This is a genomic window from Micromonospora sp. NPDC048930, assembly GCF_043197935.1.
In the GTDB taxonomy this organism is placed as follows: Bacteria; Actinomycetota; Actinomycetes; order Mycobacteriales; family Micromonosporaceae; genus Micromonospora.
In genome coordinates this window covers 268,204-284,133 of record NZ_JBICUB010000003.1, presented here as the reverse complement: position 1 = coordinate 284,133, position 15,930 = coordinate 268,204, and the positions used below count along the sequence as shown (strand labels likewise).

At 73.1% G+C, this 15,930-nt stretch carries 13 protein-coding genes; 7 read left to right on the top strand and 6 right to left on the bottom strand.

Going from position 1 to position 15,930, the window contains the following annotated elements; genetic code table 11:
• Positions 1-2: 2 nt before the first annotated feature.
• From ACGFI9_RS10215 to ACGFI9_RS10195, 5 genes are all read right to left on the bottom strand, one after another.
• The gene (locus ACGFI9_RS10215) at positions 3-1,139 is read right to left on the bottom strand and encodes an ABC transporter ATP-binding protein (protein WP_393177160.1); all 1,137 of its coding nucleotides are present in this window, start codon (positions 1,137-1,139) and stop codon (positions 3-5) included.
• Positions 1,139-2,047: a carbohydrate ABC transporter permease gene (locus ACGFI9_RS10210; RefSeq protein ID WP_393177158.1), complete on the bottom strand. Its 909-nt coding sequence runs from the start codon at positions 2,045-2,047 to the stop codon at positions 1,139-1,141. The genes ACGFI9_RS10215 and ACGFI9_RS10210 overlap by 1 nt, the downstream gene beginning before the upstream one ends.
• Entirely contained in the window at positions 2,044-2,991 is a 948-nt protein-coding gene (locus ACGFI9_RS10205) for a carbohydrate ABC transporter permease (protein ID WP_393177156.1), read from the bottom strand. The genes ACGFI9_RS10210 and ACGFI9_RS10205 overlap by 4 nt, the downstream gene beginning before the upstream one ends.
• Positions 2,966-4,363: an extracellular solute-binding protein gene (locus tag ACGFI9_RS10200; RefSeq protein WP_393177154.1), complete on the bottom strand. Its 1,398-nt coding sequence runs from the start codon at positions 4,361-4,363 to the stop codon at positions 2,966-2,968. Before ACGFI9_RS10200 ends, ACGFI9_RS10205 begins: the two co-directional genes overlap by 26 nt.
• Positions 4,364-4,514: 151 nt before the next feature.
• Positions 4,515-5,252, bottom strand: coding sequence for a GntR family transcriptional regulator (locus ACGFI9_RS10195; RefSeq protein WP_393177152.1), 738 nt, complete (start codon positions 5,250-5,252; stop codon positions 4,515-4,517).
• A 192-nt stretch (positions 5,253-5,444) separates the two neighbouring features.
• Between ACGFI9_RS10195 and iolC the strand changes: the two genes are divergently transcribed.
• From iolC to ACGFI9_RS10160, 7 genes are all read left to right on the top strand, one after another.
• Positions 5,445-6,410, top strand: coding sequence for a 5-dehydro-2-deoxygluconokinase (gene iolC / locus ACGFI9_RS10190; protein WP_393177150.1), 966 nt, complete (start codon positions 5,445-5,447; stop codon positions 6,408-6,410).
• On the top strand, positions 6,407-7,294 hold the full coding sequence (locus ACGFI9_RS10185) for an aldolase (protein WP_393177148.1): 888 nt from the start codon (positions 6,407-6,409) through the stop codon (positions 7,292-7,294). The genes iolC and ACGFI9_RS10185 overlap by 4 nt, the downstream gene beginning before the upstream one ends.
• Complete coding sequence (gene iolB / locus ACGFI9_RS10180) at positions 7,291-8,178, top strand: 5-deoxy-glucuronate isomerase (RefSeq protein ID WP_393177146.1); 888 nt, start codon at positions 7,291-7,293, stop codon at positions 8,176-8,178. The genes ACGFI9_RS10185 and iolB overlap by 4 nt, the downstream gene beginning before the upstream one ends.
• Complete coding sequence (iolD, locus tag ACGFI9_RS10175) at positions 8,175-10,025, top strand: 3D-(3,5/4)-trihydroxycyclohexane-1,2-dione acylhydrolase (decyclizing) (protein WP_393177144.1); 1,851 nt, start codon at positions 8,175-8,177, stop codon at positions 10,023-10,025. Before iolB ends, iolD begins: the two co-directional genes overlap by 4 nt.
• Before the next feature lie 45 nt (positions 10,026-10,070).
• Positions 10,071-10,451, top strand: a complete 381-nt coding sequence (locus ACGFI9_RS10170; protein ID WP_393177142.1) for a VOC family protein — start codon at positions 10,071-10,073, stop codon at positions 10,449-10,451.
• A gap of 167 nt (positions 10,452-10,618) precedes the next feature.
• A complete protein-coding gene (locus tag ACGFI9_RS10165) occupies positions 10,619-11,272 on the top strand; it encodes a hypothetical protein (RefSeq protein ID WP_393177140.1) in 654 nt (217 codons plus the stop codon).
• A 269-nt stretch (positions 11,273-11,541) separates the two neighbouring features.
• Positions 11,542-12,456, top strand: coding sequence for a DMT family transporter (locus tag ACGFI9_RS10160; RefSeq protein ID WP_393177138.1), 915 nt, complete (start codon positions 11,542-11,544; stop codon positions 12,454-12,456).
• A gap of 45 nt (positions 12,457-12,501) precedes the next feature.
• On the opposite strand, the gene ACGFI9_RS10155 is transcribed toward ACGFI9_RS10160, so the two are convergent.
• Entirely contained in the window at positions 12,502-15,735 is a 3,234-nt protein-coding gene (locus ACGFI9_RS10155; protein WP_393177136.1) for a hypothetical protein, read from the bottom strand.
• Positions 15,736-15,930 lie beyond the last annotated feature (195 nt).

The following is a 15,930-nucleotide window of genomic DNA, read 5'->3' as shown; positions in this document are numbered from 1 at the left end:
GGTCAGGCTTCCGCGCCGACGCCGGTACGCGGGGCCGGCACCGGTGGCGCGGCCGTGCCGGTGACCAGTTCGCCGTCGCGGTAGACCAGGGAGCGGCCGGGGCGGGGGAGCACCCAGCCGGTGTCGCCGGGCTGCGGTTCCCGGCCCTCCGGCACCACCACCTGCACGCTGGTCGTCGCGTCGTCCTCGGCGGGCAGGTCCAGCGACACCAGGGAGAAGCTGCCGAGGTTCTCCACCACGACGACCCGGCCGGTGAGCGCGCCGGGCACCGGCTCGGGGGAGTAGTCGAGGTATTCGGGCCGCACGCCGTAGACCACGTCCTCCGTCTCGGCGAGCTGGCCGCGTACCTCCTCGGGCACCGCCAGCCGCACCCCGGCCACGGCGAGCTCGTCGCCGTGCACCCGGGCCGGGACGAGGTTCATCGGGGTGGAGCCGATGAACCCGGCGACGAACGTGTTGGCGGGGCGGCGGAACACCTCGGTGGGGGTGCCGACCTGGCGGATCCGGCCGCCCTCCATCACCGCGATCCGGTCGGCGAGGGCGAGAGCCTCGGCCTGGTCGTGGGTGACGAAGACGGTGGTGACGCCGAGTTCGCGTTGCAGCCGCTTGAGGAAGGTGCGGGCCTCCAGCCGCAGCCGGGCGTCCAGGTTGGACAACGGCTCGTCGAGCAGGAAGACCTGCGGGTGGCAGGCCATCGCCCGGGCCAGCGCGACCCGCTGCTGCTGGCCGCCGGAGAGCTGCCCGGGCCGCCGCTCCAGCAGCGCGGACAGGCCCAGCTCGTCGGCGGTGGCGGCGGCCTTGTCCTGCCGGGCCGCCCGGCCGACCTTCTTGATCCGCAGCGGGTAGGCGATGTTGTCCCGCACGGTCATGTGCGGGAAGAGCGCGTAGTCCTGGAAGACCATCGCCACGTCGCGCTGCCCCGGCGGCAGGTTGGTCACCGCCCGCTCACCGATGTGCACGCTGCCGGCGGAGGCGAGTTCCAGGCCGGCGATGGTGCGCAGCAGGGTGGTCTTACCGCAGCCGGACGGGCCGAGCAGGGCGAAGAACTCGCCGTCGGCGATCTCCAGGTCGAGGGCGTCCAGGGCGCGTACCCCGTTGGGGTAGACCTTGGTCAGCTCGCGCAGGGTGATGGCGGACATCAGCGCTTGATCCCTCCGTGGAAGCGGAAGCCGTACCTGCTGCTGACGAAGACGAACATCAGCGCCACCGGCAGCGAGTAGAGCAGCGAGAAGGTGGAGAGCAGCCGCAGGTCGGCCTGGCCGCCCTCGGTGTAGAGGGTGTACATGATCACCGCGGCGGGGGCCTTGTCCGGGCCGCGCAGCAGCAGGAACGGCACCAGGAAGTTGCCCCACACGTTGGCCACCGCCCACACCCCGACGGTGGCCAGGCCGGGCCGCACGACCGGCACCACGATGTGCCGCATGATCTGCAACGGGCTGGCACCGAACACCCGGGCCGACTCCTCGTACGAGGTCGGGGTGGCGTCCATGAAGTCCTTGAGGATGAAGATCGCCGCCGGGAGCAGGCCGCCGGTGAGGACGAGGATCACCCCGAGCCGGGAGTCGATCAGGTTGAGCCGGAACGCCAGCTCGAACAGCGGCACCATGGTGGCGGTGCCGGTCACGATCGACGACAGCAGCAGCAGGCCGTACAGCAGCGCGTCGCGGCCGGGCACCCGGACCCGGCTCAGCGCGTACGCGGCCAGCGCGGCGAACACCACCACCAGCAGCGCGGTGCCGCCGGCCAGCCAGACCGAGTTGACCAGCGAGGTCAGCGCGTACGGGTTGTCCAGCAGGGTGCGGAAGTTGTCCAGGGTGAAGCGCGGCAGCGAGACGCCGATCGTCGGGGTGTCGTCGAACGGGGCGGTGGCCAGCCACAGCAGCGGCAGCGCGAAGAAGGCCAGCACCAGGCAGAGGAAGACGTACCGGCCGATGCGGGCCAGCGCGTGTCGTGCGGCCGCCCGGGCCGCCTGGTCGGTGCGGGCCCCGCCCGTCACGGTGCTCATGTCGGCGCCGTTCTGATGAATCACTCGCTGACGCTCGCTCATGCCCGCTCCTTCCGGCGGCCCAGCATGCGCAGGTAGATCAGCGCGATGACCAGGTTGATCAGCAGCATGATGAACGAGATGGCGGCGCCGAAGCCCAGCTCGCCGCCGGAGAGCGCCACCTTGTAGACGTAGACCGCCAGAATCTCCGAGCGCTGCTCGGGGCCGCCGGCGGTGATCAGGAACGGCGTGAAGTCGTTGAACGTCCAGAGGCTGATCAGCAGCAGGTTGGTCAGCACGTGGCCGCGGATGCGCGGGAACACCACGTCGCGCAGCTGCTGCCAGGTGGACGCGCCGGCCAGCCGGGCGGTCTCCAGGTGCGAGCGCGGCACGTTCTCCAGCGCGGCGGCGTACAACATCATCGAGAACGCCGTGCCCCGCCAGGTGTTGAAGATGATGATCGACAGCATCGGGTGGTCGAGCAGCCAGGCGGCGCCGGGCGTGCCCAGCAGGGCGTTGAGGGTGCCGGCGTCCCGGTCGAGCAGGGCGATCCACAGGAAGGCGACCACCGAGCTGGGCAGGATCCAGGACAGCAGCACGAACGCCTCGACCACCCGGCGCAGCGGCCCGCGCCGGTCGCGCAGCGCGAAGGCGATCGTGAAGCCGAGGCCGGCCTGCCCGATCACCGCCGAGCCGAGCACGAACTGCAGGGTCAGCAGCAGAGAGGTGCGGAACCGCTCGTCGCCCAGCGCGGTGGTGTAGTTGTCCAGGCCGACGAACTCCGGGTGGGCCGCGGCCAGGCCGGTGAGCCGGTAGTTGGTGGTGCCGAGGTAGATCGTCCAGGCGGCCGGCAGCACCAGGAAGAGCAGGATCAGCACCATGCTCGGGACGAGGAACCCGGCGGCCCGGGCCCGGCCCAGCCCGGCCGCGTCGGGGGCCGGGGAGGCGCCCGTTTCCGGGCGCGCTCCCTCGACCGTCTCGTCAGGACGAGACGTTACCTGGACCACCGACGATCCCCTCGACCTTCTTCTGGTACGCCGAGGCCGCCTCGTCGACGCTCTTGCCCGACGCCGCGGCCGCGGTCGCCTCCTGCAGGGCCACCGAGACCTGCGGGTAGACCGCCAGCGGCGGCCGGTACGCGGTCAGCGGCAGCACCTTCTCGGCGACGAAGTTGAGCATCGGGTCGCCCGCGAGGACCTCCTTGTTGACGTCCGTGCGGGAGGTGATCCGCGCCGCCCCGGCCAGCTGAGCCTTGGTGGCCTCCGCCGAGTGCATGAACGCCAGCAGCTCGAACGCCTGGGACGGGTACTTCGAGTTGGGGTTCAGCACGTCGACGCCACCGCCGGACATGCTCACGAAGTCCTGCCCGCGGATGCCCGCGCCGGGCTGCTTGGCCGGGATCATCGCGTACCCGACGGTGCTGTCCCGGTCGGCCATCTTGGCGGTGCCGTCCTTGGGGTTGATGACGCTGCGCCAGAAGTAGTCGCCCTCGGCCAGGATGCCGATCTTGCCGGCGGCGAACTCCTCGAAGGACTTGTCCCGCCCCTTGGCCTCCTGCTGCAGCTTCGGGTCGCCGAGGCCGCCACCGTAGATCTTGGTGTAGAAGTCGAGGACGTCCTTGACCGGCTGGTTGGCGCCGGCCCACTTGCCGTCCTTCCAGATCTCCCCGCCGGCGCCGACCAGCAGCGGCAGCGCGCCCTGCATGGTGGTCGCCTCGCCCATCGCCGTGCCGGCGTTGATCTGGATCGGGGTCACCCCGGGCAGCGCCTTCAGCTTGGTGCCGGCGTCGAGGATCTCCTGCCAGCTCTTGGGCTGCCAGTCGGCGGGCAGGCCGGCCTGGGCGAAGAGCTTCTTGTTGTAGTAGAGCACCCGGCCGTCGGTGCCCTGCGGGATGCCGTACTTCTTGTTCTCGAACGTGCCGAGGCCCTGCACGCTCTCCGGGATCTGCGACCAGCCGTCCCACTTGTCGGCCTGGTCACCGGCCACCTCGGACAGCGGCTTGAGGTAGCCGGCCTGGACGAACTCGCCGACCCAGATGCCGTCGATCGACATCACGTCGGCGCCGCCCTTGGACCGCAGGTCCAGGGCCAGTTTGGTCTTGTACTGCTCGTCGTCGACGCCGCTGGGCACGAACGTCACCTTGGCGGTGACGCCCTTGGCCTTCTGGGCCTCGACGAACTTGGGGATGACCCAGTTCTGGATCCATTCCGCACCGGTCGAGTTCTTGCCGCCCACGATGGAGTTGGCGGCGATGGTGAGGGTGATGTTCTTGGCGTCCTTGCCGGCGGGACCGTCGGAGCCACCGCAGGCCGTGGCGGTGAGGGTGACGGCGGTGAGCGCGGCGAGCACGCCTGTGACGCGTCTCGGCGTGACTGACATGGGCTGTTCCCTTCGCAAGAGGTGACTTCGAAGAGACTCGCGGGTCGCCGGCCGGCCGCAGGTCGGTGCCGGCGCTGCTTGTCGGCCACAATGTCATGACAGCCTGACGACGTAAATACCTGTCACTGAAATCGGCGCGAAACATCCACCGTCACCGCTCCGCGACGGTCACCTCCAGCGCGTACCGGGAGGCGCGGTAGATGTGCTCACCGTGCTCGACGTGGCGGCCCTCGTCGTCGTAGGCGGTGCGGGACATGGTCAGCAGCGGGGCGTTGCGCCGCTCGCCGAGCATCTGCGCCTCGGCCGCGGTGGCCGCCCGCGCGCCGATCCGCTGGTGGGCACTGCGGACCCGCACCCCGGTCGCGCGCAGGATCGCGTACAGGCCGCGGGCCTGCAGGGCCTCCAGGGAGAGCCGCACCGGGGCCGGCGGCAGCCAGTTCTCCATCACCGCGAGGGGCTCGCCGTCGGCGAACCGCAGCCGGCGCAGGTGCTGCACCGGGCTGCCGGCGGCCAGCCCGAGCGCGGCGGCCACCTTCGCCGGGCACTCCACGGTGGCCAGCTCCAGCACCGAGGTGGACGGTTGCCGCCCGGCCCGGGCCAGGTCGTCGTGCAGGCTGGTCAGCTCGACCCCGCGGCGTACCTCACCGCGGACGACCTGGGTGCCGACGCCCCGGCGGCGCACGATCAGCCCCTTGTCGACCAGGTGCTGGATGGCCTGCCGGACGGTGGGCCGGGACAGTCCCAGCCGGTCGGCGAGCTGCAGCTCGCTGTCCAGCCGGTCGCCAGGCACCAGGTCGCCGCGCTGGATCGCGGCGGCGAACTGCTCGGCCACCTGGAAGTAGAGGGGGACCGGGCTGCTCCGGTCGACGACGATCTCGGGGCCGGTCACACGGGACCTCCTCGTCACGGATGCCCGGGGGTCGGGGCACGGTGGTTGGGCGTCACTGTACCGAAGCGGTCACCGAACAGAGTCTCCGGATGTCAGGACAACACATTGACACAACTCTCGGCCACTGTTACCAATCAATGACCAGGTTCGAGCCGGCGGTGACGCCGTCGCCGGCCGGCGGAAGGACGCCGCATGCTCGACGTGCTCACCATCGGCCGGGTCGGGGTGGACATCTATCCACTGCAGATCGGCACGCCGCTGGCCGAGGTCGAGACCTTCGGCAAGTTCCTCGGCGGCAGCCCCACCAACGTCGCGGTCGCCGCCGCCCGGTACGGCCTGCGCGCCGGGGTGGTCACCCGCACCGGCGCCGACGCCTTCGGCGAGTACGTGCACCGGGCGCTGCGCGACTTCGGCGTCGACGACAGCCAGGTCCGCCCCGTCGCCGGGCTGCCCACCCCGGTTACCTTCTGCGAGATCTTCCCGCCGGACCACTTCCCGATCTGGTTCTACCGCACCCCCACCGCGCCGGACCTGCAGATCCACCCCGACGAGCTGGACCTCGACGCGATCACGGCGGCGCGGATCTTCTGGCTCACCGGCACCGGGCTGTGCCAGCAGCCCAGCCGGGACACGCACATGGCCGCGCTGACCGCCCGCGGCGGGCGTCCCCACACCATCCTGGACCTGGACCACCGGCCGATGTTCTGGCCGGAACCGGCCGCCGCAACGGCCGCGTACGCCGAGGCGCTGCCCCACGTCACCGTCGCCGTCGGCAACCTCGACGAGGTGGAGGTGGCGGTCGGCAGCCGGGACCCGGAACACGCCGCCCGGCTGCTGCTCGACCGGGGCCCCCGGCTGGCCGTGGTCAAGCTCGGGCCGGACGGCGTGCTGGCCCGCACCGCCGAGGAGACGGTGCGGGTACCCCCGGTGCCGGTGGAGGTGGTCAACGGCCTGGGCGCCGGGGACGCCTTCGGCGGCGCGCTCTGCCTGGGCCTGCTGCGCGGCTGGCCGCTGGAGCGCACGCTCCGGTTCGCCAACGCCGCCGGGGCCGTCGTCGCCTCCCGGCTGGCCTGCTCGTCCGCCATGCCCGACGAGGCCGAGACCGAGGCGCTGGCGGCCCGCACACAGCCGGCCCCAGCCACGGAAGGAGACCGGTGAGCACCGAGTACGAGGCACTGACCCTCACCCGCGCGCACCGGCCACAGGCGATCGCCGAGGCCGCCGCCGGGCGTACCCGCCGACCGTGGCCCGACCACGACCGGCCGCTGTTCGTCATCGCCGCCGACCACCCGGCGCGGGCCGCCCTCGGCGTACGGGACCGGCCGATGGCCATGGCCGGGCGGGCGGACCTGCTCGACCGGCTGCGCCTCGCCCTGTCCCGCCCCGGGGTCGACGGGGTGCTCGGCACCCCGGACATCCTCGAGGACCTGCTGCTGCTCGGCGCACTGGAGGACCGGCTGGCGATCGGCTCGATGAACCGGGGCGGCCTCTCCGGCGCCGCGTTCGAGCTGGACGACCGGTTCACCGCGTACGACGCGGACACCATCGCCGCGATGGGCTACGACGGCGGCAAGATGCTCTGCCGCATCGACCCCGACGACCACGGCACCGCCTCCACCCTGCAGGCGTGTGCCCGGGCGGTCAGCGCGCTCGCCGCCCGTCACACGGTGGCCATGGTGGAGCCGCTGTGGGTGGGCCGCGCCGGCGGCCGGGTCACCGTCGACCTGAGCCCCGAGGCAGTGATCAAGAGCGTGAGCGTCGGGCAGGCGCTCGGCACGACCTCGGCGTACACCTGGTTGAAGCTGCCAGCGATCGACGAGATGGACCGGGTGATGGCGGCGACGACGCTGCCCGTGCTGCTGCTCGGCGGCGACCCGACCGAGGCCCCGGACGTGGTCTACGCCCGGTGGCAGCGGGCGCTGCGGGTGCCCGGCGTGCGCGGCCTGGTGGTCGGCCGGGCGCTGCTGTACCCGCCGGACGACGACGTGGCCGCCGCGGTGGACCTGGCCCACTCCCTGCTGCCCACGAGGCAGGAAGCATGAGCTTCCACCTGCCGTGGGGGTCGGCCGCACGGGAGCCGTGGGCGCTGGAGGTCACCCCCGAGCGGGCCGGCTGGACGTACGCGGGACTGCGGGTGCTGGTGCTGCCGGCGGCCGGGGAGGTCACGTTCGCCACCGGCGAGGAGGAGATGCTGGTCCTGCCCCTCGCCGGGTCCGCCACCGTGCACTGCGACGGGCTGCGGATGGAGCTGGCCGGCCGGTCGTCGGTCTTCGCGGCGGTCACCGACTTCGCGTACCTGCCCCGCGACGCCACCGTCACCGTCACCGGCGAGGGACGCTTCGCGCTGCCGTCCGCCCGGGCCCGCCGCCGGCTCTCGCCCCGCTACGGCGCGGCCCGGGACGTGCCGGTGGAGCTGCGCGGCGCCGGGTCGGCCAGCCGGCAGGTCAACAACTTCTGCGCCCCGGAGGTCTTCGACTGCGACCGCCTGGTGGCCGTCGAGGTGCTCACCCCCGACGGGAACTGGTCGTCGTACCCGCCGCACAAGCACGAGGACGACCGGGTGCACGACGACGGCCGCATCGAGGCGCGGCTGGAGGAGATCTACTACTTCGAGGTGGCCGGTGGGGCGCCCGGCGACGGCGGGCCGGTCGGCTACCAGCGGGTCTACGGCACCGGCGAGCGTCCCGTCGACGTCCTCGCCGAGGTGCGCACCGGTGACGTGGTGCTCGTCCCGCACGGCTACCACGGGCCGTCGATGGCCCCACCCGGCTACCACCTCTACTACCTCAACGTGCTGGCCGGCCCCGGTCCGGCCCGCACGATGGCGTTCGTGGACGATCCGCGGCACGGCTGGATCCGGGACAGCTGGGCCGGGCAGCCGGCCGATCCCCGGCTGCCGCTGACCCGGGCGGGAGGCGGCCGATGACCAGGATGACCGTGGCGCAGGCGTTGGTGGCGTTCCTCGCTCGGCAGTGGTCCGAACGCGACGGCCGGCGCCGCCGGCTCATCCCGGCCTGCTTCGGCATCTTCGGGCACGGCAACGTCGCCGGGCTCGGCGAGGCCCTCGCCGGCGCCGCCGCCGCGGGCGTCGACCTGCCGTACCGGTTGTGCCGCAACGAGCAGGGCATGGTGCACACGGCCGCCGCGTACGCCCGGATGACCGACCGGCTCAGCACCCTGGCCTGCACCACCTCCATCGGGCCGGGCGCCACGAACCTGGTCACCGGCGCCGCCGGGGCGACGATCAACCGGCTGCCGGTGCTGCTGCTGCCCGGCGACATCTTCGCCACCCGGCCGGCCAGCCCGGTGCTCCAGGAGCTGGAGGACGTCCGCTCTTACGACGTCAGCGTCACCGACGCGCTGCGCCCGGTCTCCCGCTACTGGGACCGGATCAACCGGCCCGAGCAACTGCCGGCGGCGCTGCTGGCGGCGATGCGGGTGCTCACCGACCCGGTGGAGACCGGGGCGGTCACCCTCGCGCTGCCGCAGGACGTGCAGGCCGAGGCGTACGACTGGCCGGAGGAGCTGTTCGTCGACCGGGTCTGGCACGTGCCCCGCCCGCGCCCCGACGCGGCGGCGGTCCGGCGGGCGGCGGAGATCGTCACCGCGGCTCGGCGGCCGGTGCTGGTGGCCGGCGGTGGGGTGATCTACAGCGGCGCCACGGAGGCGCTGCGCGAGTTCGCCGAGCGGCACGGCGTACCCGTGGTGGAGACCCAGGCAGGCAAGGGCGCGCTGCCCGACGACCACCCGCTCTGCCTCGGCGCGGTCGGGGTGACCGGGACGTCCGCGGCGAACGCGGTCGCCGCGGAGGCCGACGTGGTGGTCGGGATCGGCACCCGCTACAGCGACTTCACCACCGCCTCCGGCACCCTCTTCGGCGACGCCCGCTTCGTCAACCTCAACGTGACCGGCTTCGACGCGGCCAAGCTGTCGGGCACCCAGGTGGTCGGCGACGCCCGGGAGAGCCTCGCCGCGCTGGACGCCGCCTGCGGTGACTGGGCCACCCCGGCCGCGTACCGGTCGACGGTCGCGGACCTGGCCGCCCGGTGGACGGCCGTGGTGGATCGTGCCCGGCACGCCGCGCCGGACGCCGCGCCGACCCAGGCGGCGGTGATCGGCGCGGTCAACGACGCCGCCGGCCCCCGCGACGTGGTGGTCTGCGCGGCCGGGTCGATGCCGGGCGACCTGCACAAGCTGTGGCGCAGCACCGACCCCAAGAGCTACCACGTCGAGTACGGCTACTCCTGCATGGGCTACGAGATCGCCGGCGGCATCGGGGTGAAGCTGGCCGCGCCGGACCGGGAGGTCTTCGTCCTGGTCGGCGACGGCTCCTACCTGATGCTGCCGAGCGAACTCGTCACCGCCGTGGCCGAGGGCGTCAAACTGATCGTGGTGCTGGTCGACAACCAGGGGTTCGCCTCGATCGGCCGGCTGTCGGAGAGCGTTGGCGCGCAGCGGCTCGGCACCGCCTACCGCGACCGCGCCGGTGATCCGCTGCCGGTCGACCTGGCGACGAACGCGGCGAGCCTGGGCGCCGAGGTGATCCGGGCGGGCACCATGGCCGAGTTGCGCGCCGGGCTGGCCGCGGCGAAGGCGGCCGACCGCACCACCGTCGTGTACGTGGCGACGGACCCGATGGAGCCGGGGCCGGACGGCGGGGCCTGGTGGGACGTGCCGGTGGCCGAGGTGTCCACGGTGGCGGCGACGCGGGCGGCCCGCGAGGCGTACGAGACGGGCCGCAAGGCGCGCCGCGTCCACCTGCACCCCTCCTGACCGTGCCGGACTGCCATCGACGGTGATCGTGGCTAGACTCGCCGGATGCACCGGTCCCGCCTCTTTGCCCTGATCGTCGACGCCTCCGAGCGGTCCGCGCCGGACGCCGTCGCCTTCTGGTCGGCGGCGCTCGGCACGTCGCCGCGGGTCGACCCCGCCGAGCCGGAGTTCACCGGCCTGCCCGACGTCGTACCCGGCCTGGTCACCGCGATCCAGTCGGTGGACGACGCACCCCGCTACCACCTGGACATCGAGACCGACGACCCGGCCGCCGAGGTCGACCGGCTGGTCCGGCTCGGTGCCACGCCGGTCTCCCGCTGGCAGGACTGCCAGGTGCTCCGCGCGCCCGGCGGGCACCTGCTCTGCGTCATCCCGGTGGCCAGCGATCCCGAGCTGTTCGCCGCCACCGCCCGCCGCTGGGACTGAGTCCGAAGCGGGCAGCCGTCGCGGTAGTACGGCGGCCCTACACTGCCGGCGTGTCGGTGAATCGGACTCGGGTCCTCGCGCTGCCCTTCGGGTTGCTGGCGTTCGCGCTACGGGTGGTGGAGACGTTCTGGGTGACTCCGCTGACCTGGCAGCTGCACTCGGGGCCGATGGGGGTGCTGGCCGCAGTCACGGCTCTTGCGGTCAGCGCGGCGGTTCCGGTCGGCCTGTACCACCTGACCGTCCTCAGTTCCGTCCCGCGCCGGCCCGCGTCGCTGCGGCTCGACGACCGACACGGCGGCTTCGTCGTCCCCGCCGCACCGCACTTCATCGGCGATTTCGCCATCATCGTGCTGTGGGTCGCGGGCGGATCGCTGCTGACCGAGCGGGTGCCCGGCGGTGACGGGATACGCCTCGCCGAGTTCGACTTCGCCGCGTTGACGTCGGCCCTCCTGGTGGGACTGCTTTTCGTGGTCGCCGTCGTGCTGGTGCTCAGCGACCGGCCGCGCGTCGCACTGGACCCGGACGGGCTCACGGTGCAGCTAACGACGACCAGGCAGCGCGTCTCCTGGGACGAGCTGGCGCCCGGCGGCCCGCCGCCGCCCGCCGGACGTCGGGCGAACGACCTGATCCTGCAGCGCGCTGTCGCCCCCGGCCGTCGACTACGACCCGTCAGGATTCCGGTGGGTTCGTTCCAGGTGGATTCCGCGTTCTTCGCGAACGTGATCCGCGACTACGTGGAGCAGCCCGATGAACGGCGCCACATCGGCAGCGAAGCCGGACTGGCCCGGCTGCACTCGCGGTTCGGCAGCCAAGGGCGATGATCAGTTTCCGGCGCCGGCTAGGTCAACCAGGCTCCCCTGAACCGCTTCCGCGGCGCTCGTGGGAACGGTTGGTGTCGTACCCCGGGCTGTGGTTAGGATCGGATCATGGGCCGGACCTTCGACATCATCTCCCCGCCGCGCTCCTGAGCGGGGCGCCGCTGCTCATCGTGTCCAGCCTGTGCCGGCTGGACGCGCGGTCCGTGCAGCGCTGAGTCCGGTACGCCCCGCTTCCGCGACCCCATTCCTCTCGTCGCAGGAGCGATTTCTTCATGCTTGTCTCCGAACAACCGGTGGCGACCGCCCGACGCTCCGCCACCGGCCTGTGGTTGCTCGTCCTCGCCGGCGTGCTGTGGGGCACCGGTGGCCCCACCGGCAGCCTGCTCGCCCACGAAGCGGGGCTGTCACCGCTGGCGGTGGCCGCCTACCGGCTCGCCGCCGGCGGCAGCCTCCTCATCGCCGTGGTCTGTCTGACCCGGCAACCGCTGCCCCGGGGCCGGCGCGCCTGGGCCCGGATGGTCGTGAACGGGCTGCTCGCCGCCCTTTTCCAGGCCTGCTTCTTCGCCGCGGTGTCCGTCACCAACGTCAGCCTCGCCACCCTGCTCACCATCGGGGCCTCACCTGCCCTGGTGCTGTCCGCCGAATGGATCAGCGGACGGCGACGGGTCGGCCCGCTGACGCTCGCCACGCTGGCGCTGGCCGTCAGCGGTCTGGCCCTGCTCGTCGGCACGCCGTCCGGCGGCCGCACCGCCGCGGACACGCTCGCCGGTGCCGGACTGGCGCTGCTGTCGGCGGCCGGCTTCGCCACCATGACCTTCATCGGCACCCGGCCCGTCGCCGGTCTCGACGACCTCGCCGCCACCGGGGTGAGCTTCGCGATCGGCGCGGCCGTGCTCGCCCCCGCGGCCATCGTGACCTCGGGCATGGGCTTCGTCCCGACTCCCGCTGCCCTGGGGTTGCTGCTCCTGCTGGGCACCGCGCCCACCGCGGTGGCTTACGCGCTGTACTTCCGGGGCCTGCGTACCACCCAGGCCGGTACGGCAGCGCTGATCGCGCTGCTGGAACCGCTCGTCGCCACCCTCCTGGCGACGCTGTTCCTCGGTGATCGCCTCGGCGTGACCGGGCTCGTCGGTGCCGGGCTGATCACCACCGCCATCGTGCTGAACACCCGCGGCACGCAGCACTGAGGGGCTCCCGCCGCCGGACGGCCCGTCCGGCGGCGGGGGAGGCGGTCAGCGCTGCGGCGCCGGCGGTGGCGGTTGCGGCCCGAAGTACACCCCGGTGATCGGCCCGCCGGACGGCATCAGGACCTCCAGCATCCGGCTCCGCCCGTCCGCGCCCGGGTCCCGGATGAACCAGAGATGGTACCGGGAGCCGGCGGGGATGTTCGTGAAGTCCAACCGCGCGTGCTGGAGGTAGAGCTGCGCGGTGGCGCGCTGCTCCGCGGCGCTCTGCAGGTGGATCTCGTCGGACTTCAGCTCCAGGAACTCCGGCACCGTGCCGGTCATCCAGTGCCCGTCCATGTTGGACCGGTCCTTCAGCCATGTGTAGGTGCGCCGGCCGCCGAGCCACATGGTCTGTTGCAGGACGGGCAGCGGCCCGAGGAAGAGGTGCTCGGCGAGCCGGCCGCGCATCCCGTTGGCGACCGCCGTGAGGCCACGGATCTGGCCGGCGACCATCATCTGCTCGAAACTGTCGATCATGCCGAGCCGGGTCTGCGGCTGGTACCGGTGGAACGCGCCGCCCTCGGCGCGCTCGATAACCTGCCGGCAGTCGGCCATCACCTGCTGCTGGGGTTCGGTCAGGTCACCGAAGGACCGGATCACCTCGTCGAGGATCGCCGGCCACACCGGGTCGCCGCGGTCGACGCCCATGTTGCGCGGCGAAGGCCGGGGGCCCGGTGGGCGCAGCGGCGGGGCGAGCTCCAGCTCCCGGCGGAGCCGGCTGGCGTGGAAGCCCAGCAGCCGGGCGATGAGCGCGGGCCGCTCGGCGGGCGGCACCTGTTCCAGCAGCGCGGCGAACCGGTCGAGGGCGTTCCTCAGCCCGTCGGTGCCCAGCTTCCGGCGCACCTGGAAGACCAGCACCGGACCCCACCGGCGGCCGAAGGCGACCGAGTGCGGATCCGCGGCCAGCCCGCGCAGCTCCGTGGCGTAGGCCCGGAGGCGGCCGACGTTCTCCAACTCCGGGTGGGCCACGAGGCTCAGGACCTGCTCCCGTCCCCGGGCGGCATTACCCAGGATCTCGGCGACCTTGTCCGCGCCGAACGCGGTCTGCAGCCGAGACAGGCCGACCCTCGGCGCGCCGGGCAGCACCACCGGCTCCGGGGGCGGCCCGAGCCGGGTGGCGACCTCGGGGACGTGCACCAGCCGGTCCGGCGTGGCCGGCCGGTCCGGCAGCGCGCTCGCCGGCAGGAACAGCAACCGCCGACCGCCCGTACCGGTGACGATCGTCGTGTCGGAGCTGGCGCCGGGCGCGCGGGTGGCGGGCGGGTGGACGGTGTCGAGGGTGGGCGCGCCGTCCCCGCTGACCGCCACCAGGCCGGGCAGCAGGGACTGGAAGGTGGGCGGGCCGTCCGGCAGGGTCAGGGTCGCCGTGATGCCCACCTCGGCCAGGCGCAGCTCTATCTCCGCCTTCGCGGCGGTGGCGCGGGCGAACGCGGCGTCCCGCTCGGCGCCCATCGGGAGTCTGTCGAGCAGTGTCACGAAGCCGTTCCAGGCGTCCGCGGCGCGGCTGAGCCACGACTGGACCTGGGCCGGGGTGGCGGTCCCGTCCCGCACCGCGGCGAAGTCGGCGTGCACGGCGGCGCGGGTCTGGTCGAGGGTGGCCAGCGCCTGCTGGTCGGCGGGTGTGAGGCCGCCCCGGGCGTCGCCGAAGCGTTCGACGAACGAGGTCGCCACCAGCCCGGCGGTCAGCACGACGCCGGTGGTGGCGACCTGCTGCACCGCGGCCACCAGACTGTCCCGCAGGCTGCGCAGCTCGCCCGTCTTGATCAGGTGTTGCACCTCGCCGAAGCCGAACGTGGCGATCTGCTCGACGGCGAGTCGGGCGACCTGCTCGGTCCGTTCGCCGGAGCGGGCCGCGGCCGTGAAGATCCCCGCGGAGCCGCTGAGCACGACCCGGACCGCGGCGGTCTGCGCGGCCTGCCAGCCGAGGTCCTCCAGGAACGAGGAGCCGGTGATGGCGTCCGGTCCGAGCAGCAGCTCGGTCCCGGCCCGGGCGACCACCGTCTCCCACATCAGCCGGGCGCCGACCGTGCCGGCCGCGACGACCAGCGAGCCGGCCACCGTCGTGGTGTCGATGACCGTGGCGAGGACCATCCCGGCGGCGGCGCCCGCCGCCCCGGCGGTGACCGCGCTGACCAGGCCGACGAGGACCCCGGCCGCCACGGCCTTGGCAATCTTCTGGACCTCGACGATCTTCGTGAGCGCCGTGACGTCGTCCTGGTACTCGCGGCGGCCGGTGACCCCCTCCAGCACGGCGACCGCCAGCCGGTACGCCTCCGCGGCCTCGACGTACCGGCCCTGCTTGAACCGGCTGATGCTCGCCTCGGCGTGGCTGAGCGCGACGGCCAGCTCGATCACGTACCCGTCGAGCCGGTCGGCGGCGGCGCTGGGCAGCACCGGCTGGTCGGCGAGCCAGGACAGCTGCTCCCGTCGGGACAGCAGCAGGACCAGGAGGCCGATGATCTGCAGCTTCTGGCTGAAGCGGACGTACGGGTCCAGGTAGTCGTGGAACGGGTAGTCCCGTACCCGTTGCAGTTCGGCCAGCAGGGGACGGCGCAGGAACCAGTCGGCGCCGGTGGTGGTCATGGTCACGCCCGCCTCGGCGTCCGCGGCCCGGGTCGCCAGCGCGTCCGAGCCCCGTTCGGCGCGCAGTGCCAGCAGGTCCGTCACCTCGGCGGCCAGCTGACCGATGGTCGTCTCGAGGCCGCGGCGGTCGTACAGGTAGAGGCGCGGCATCTCGACGCGGAAGGCGCCGACCAGCTGGTCGCCGGTGTCCTGCCGGAACTCGATCCGCGCCGGCGGCCGGTCGGCGAGCGCCTCGGCGATCGCGGCGCAGTACGCCGCGCGGGCCTGCCACAGCATGCCGCGCAGGGCCAGGTCGAACGGTGGCAGGTACCGGCCGGGGCGGGCCAGTTCGGCGAGCTGCCGCAGCGCCGGCCCGAGCGTCACGGTCATCACCCAGGCCCGTTCGACGCCGCGGACCCGACTCGCCATCTGCGCGGGCGTGGGCACCGGGTCGTCGGGGGAGGGATTGTGCATCGCGTACAGCCGGCGCCGGACGGGCTTCAGTTCGGTCGCGTACGGCACCAGCTCGTCGACGGCCGCCAGCAGCTCCGGCAGCAGCAGGTCGTGCGGCATCCGACAGGTGAGGTCCTGCGGCGCGGTGGTCTCGACCGGTCGTCGGGATCCGACGGTGGCGAGGACCGCGCCCAGCACGCCCGGTTCGTCGATGGTCTGGGTCATGAGCTCCCCGCCTCGGTGTGGCGCGGCGTCGCACCGTCAGTGGTCGCGGTCGCCAACGGCTGTGGTGGGCACACCTTCGGGACCGGGGGTCCGTCTCGGCAAGGGGAGAGTCGGCTTTTGGCGTCATCGCTGACCGACCGGGTGCCGGCACCGTCCGATCGGTGCTTGCCGTCGGGCAATCGTGTGTCGGCCCGC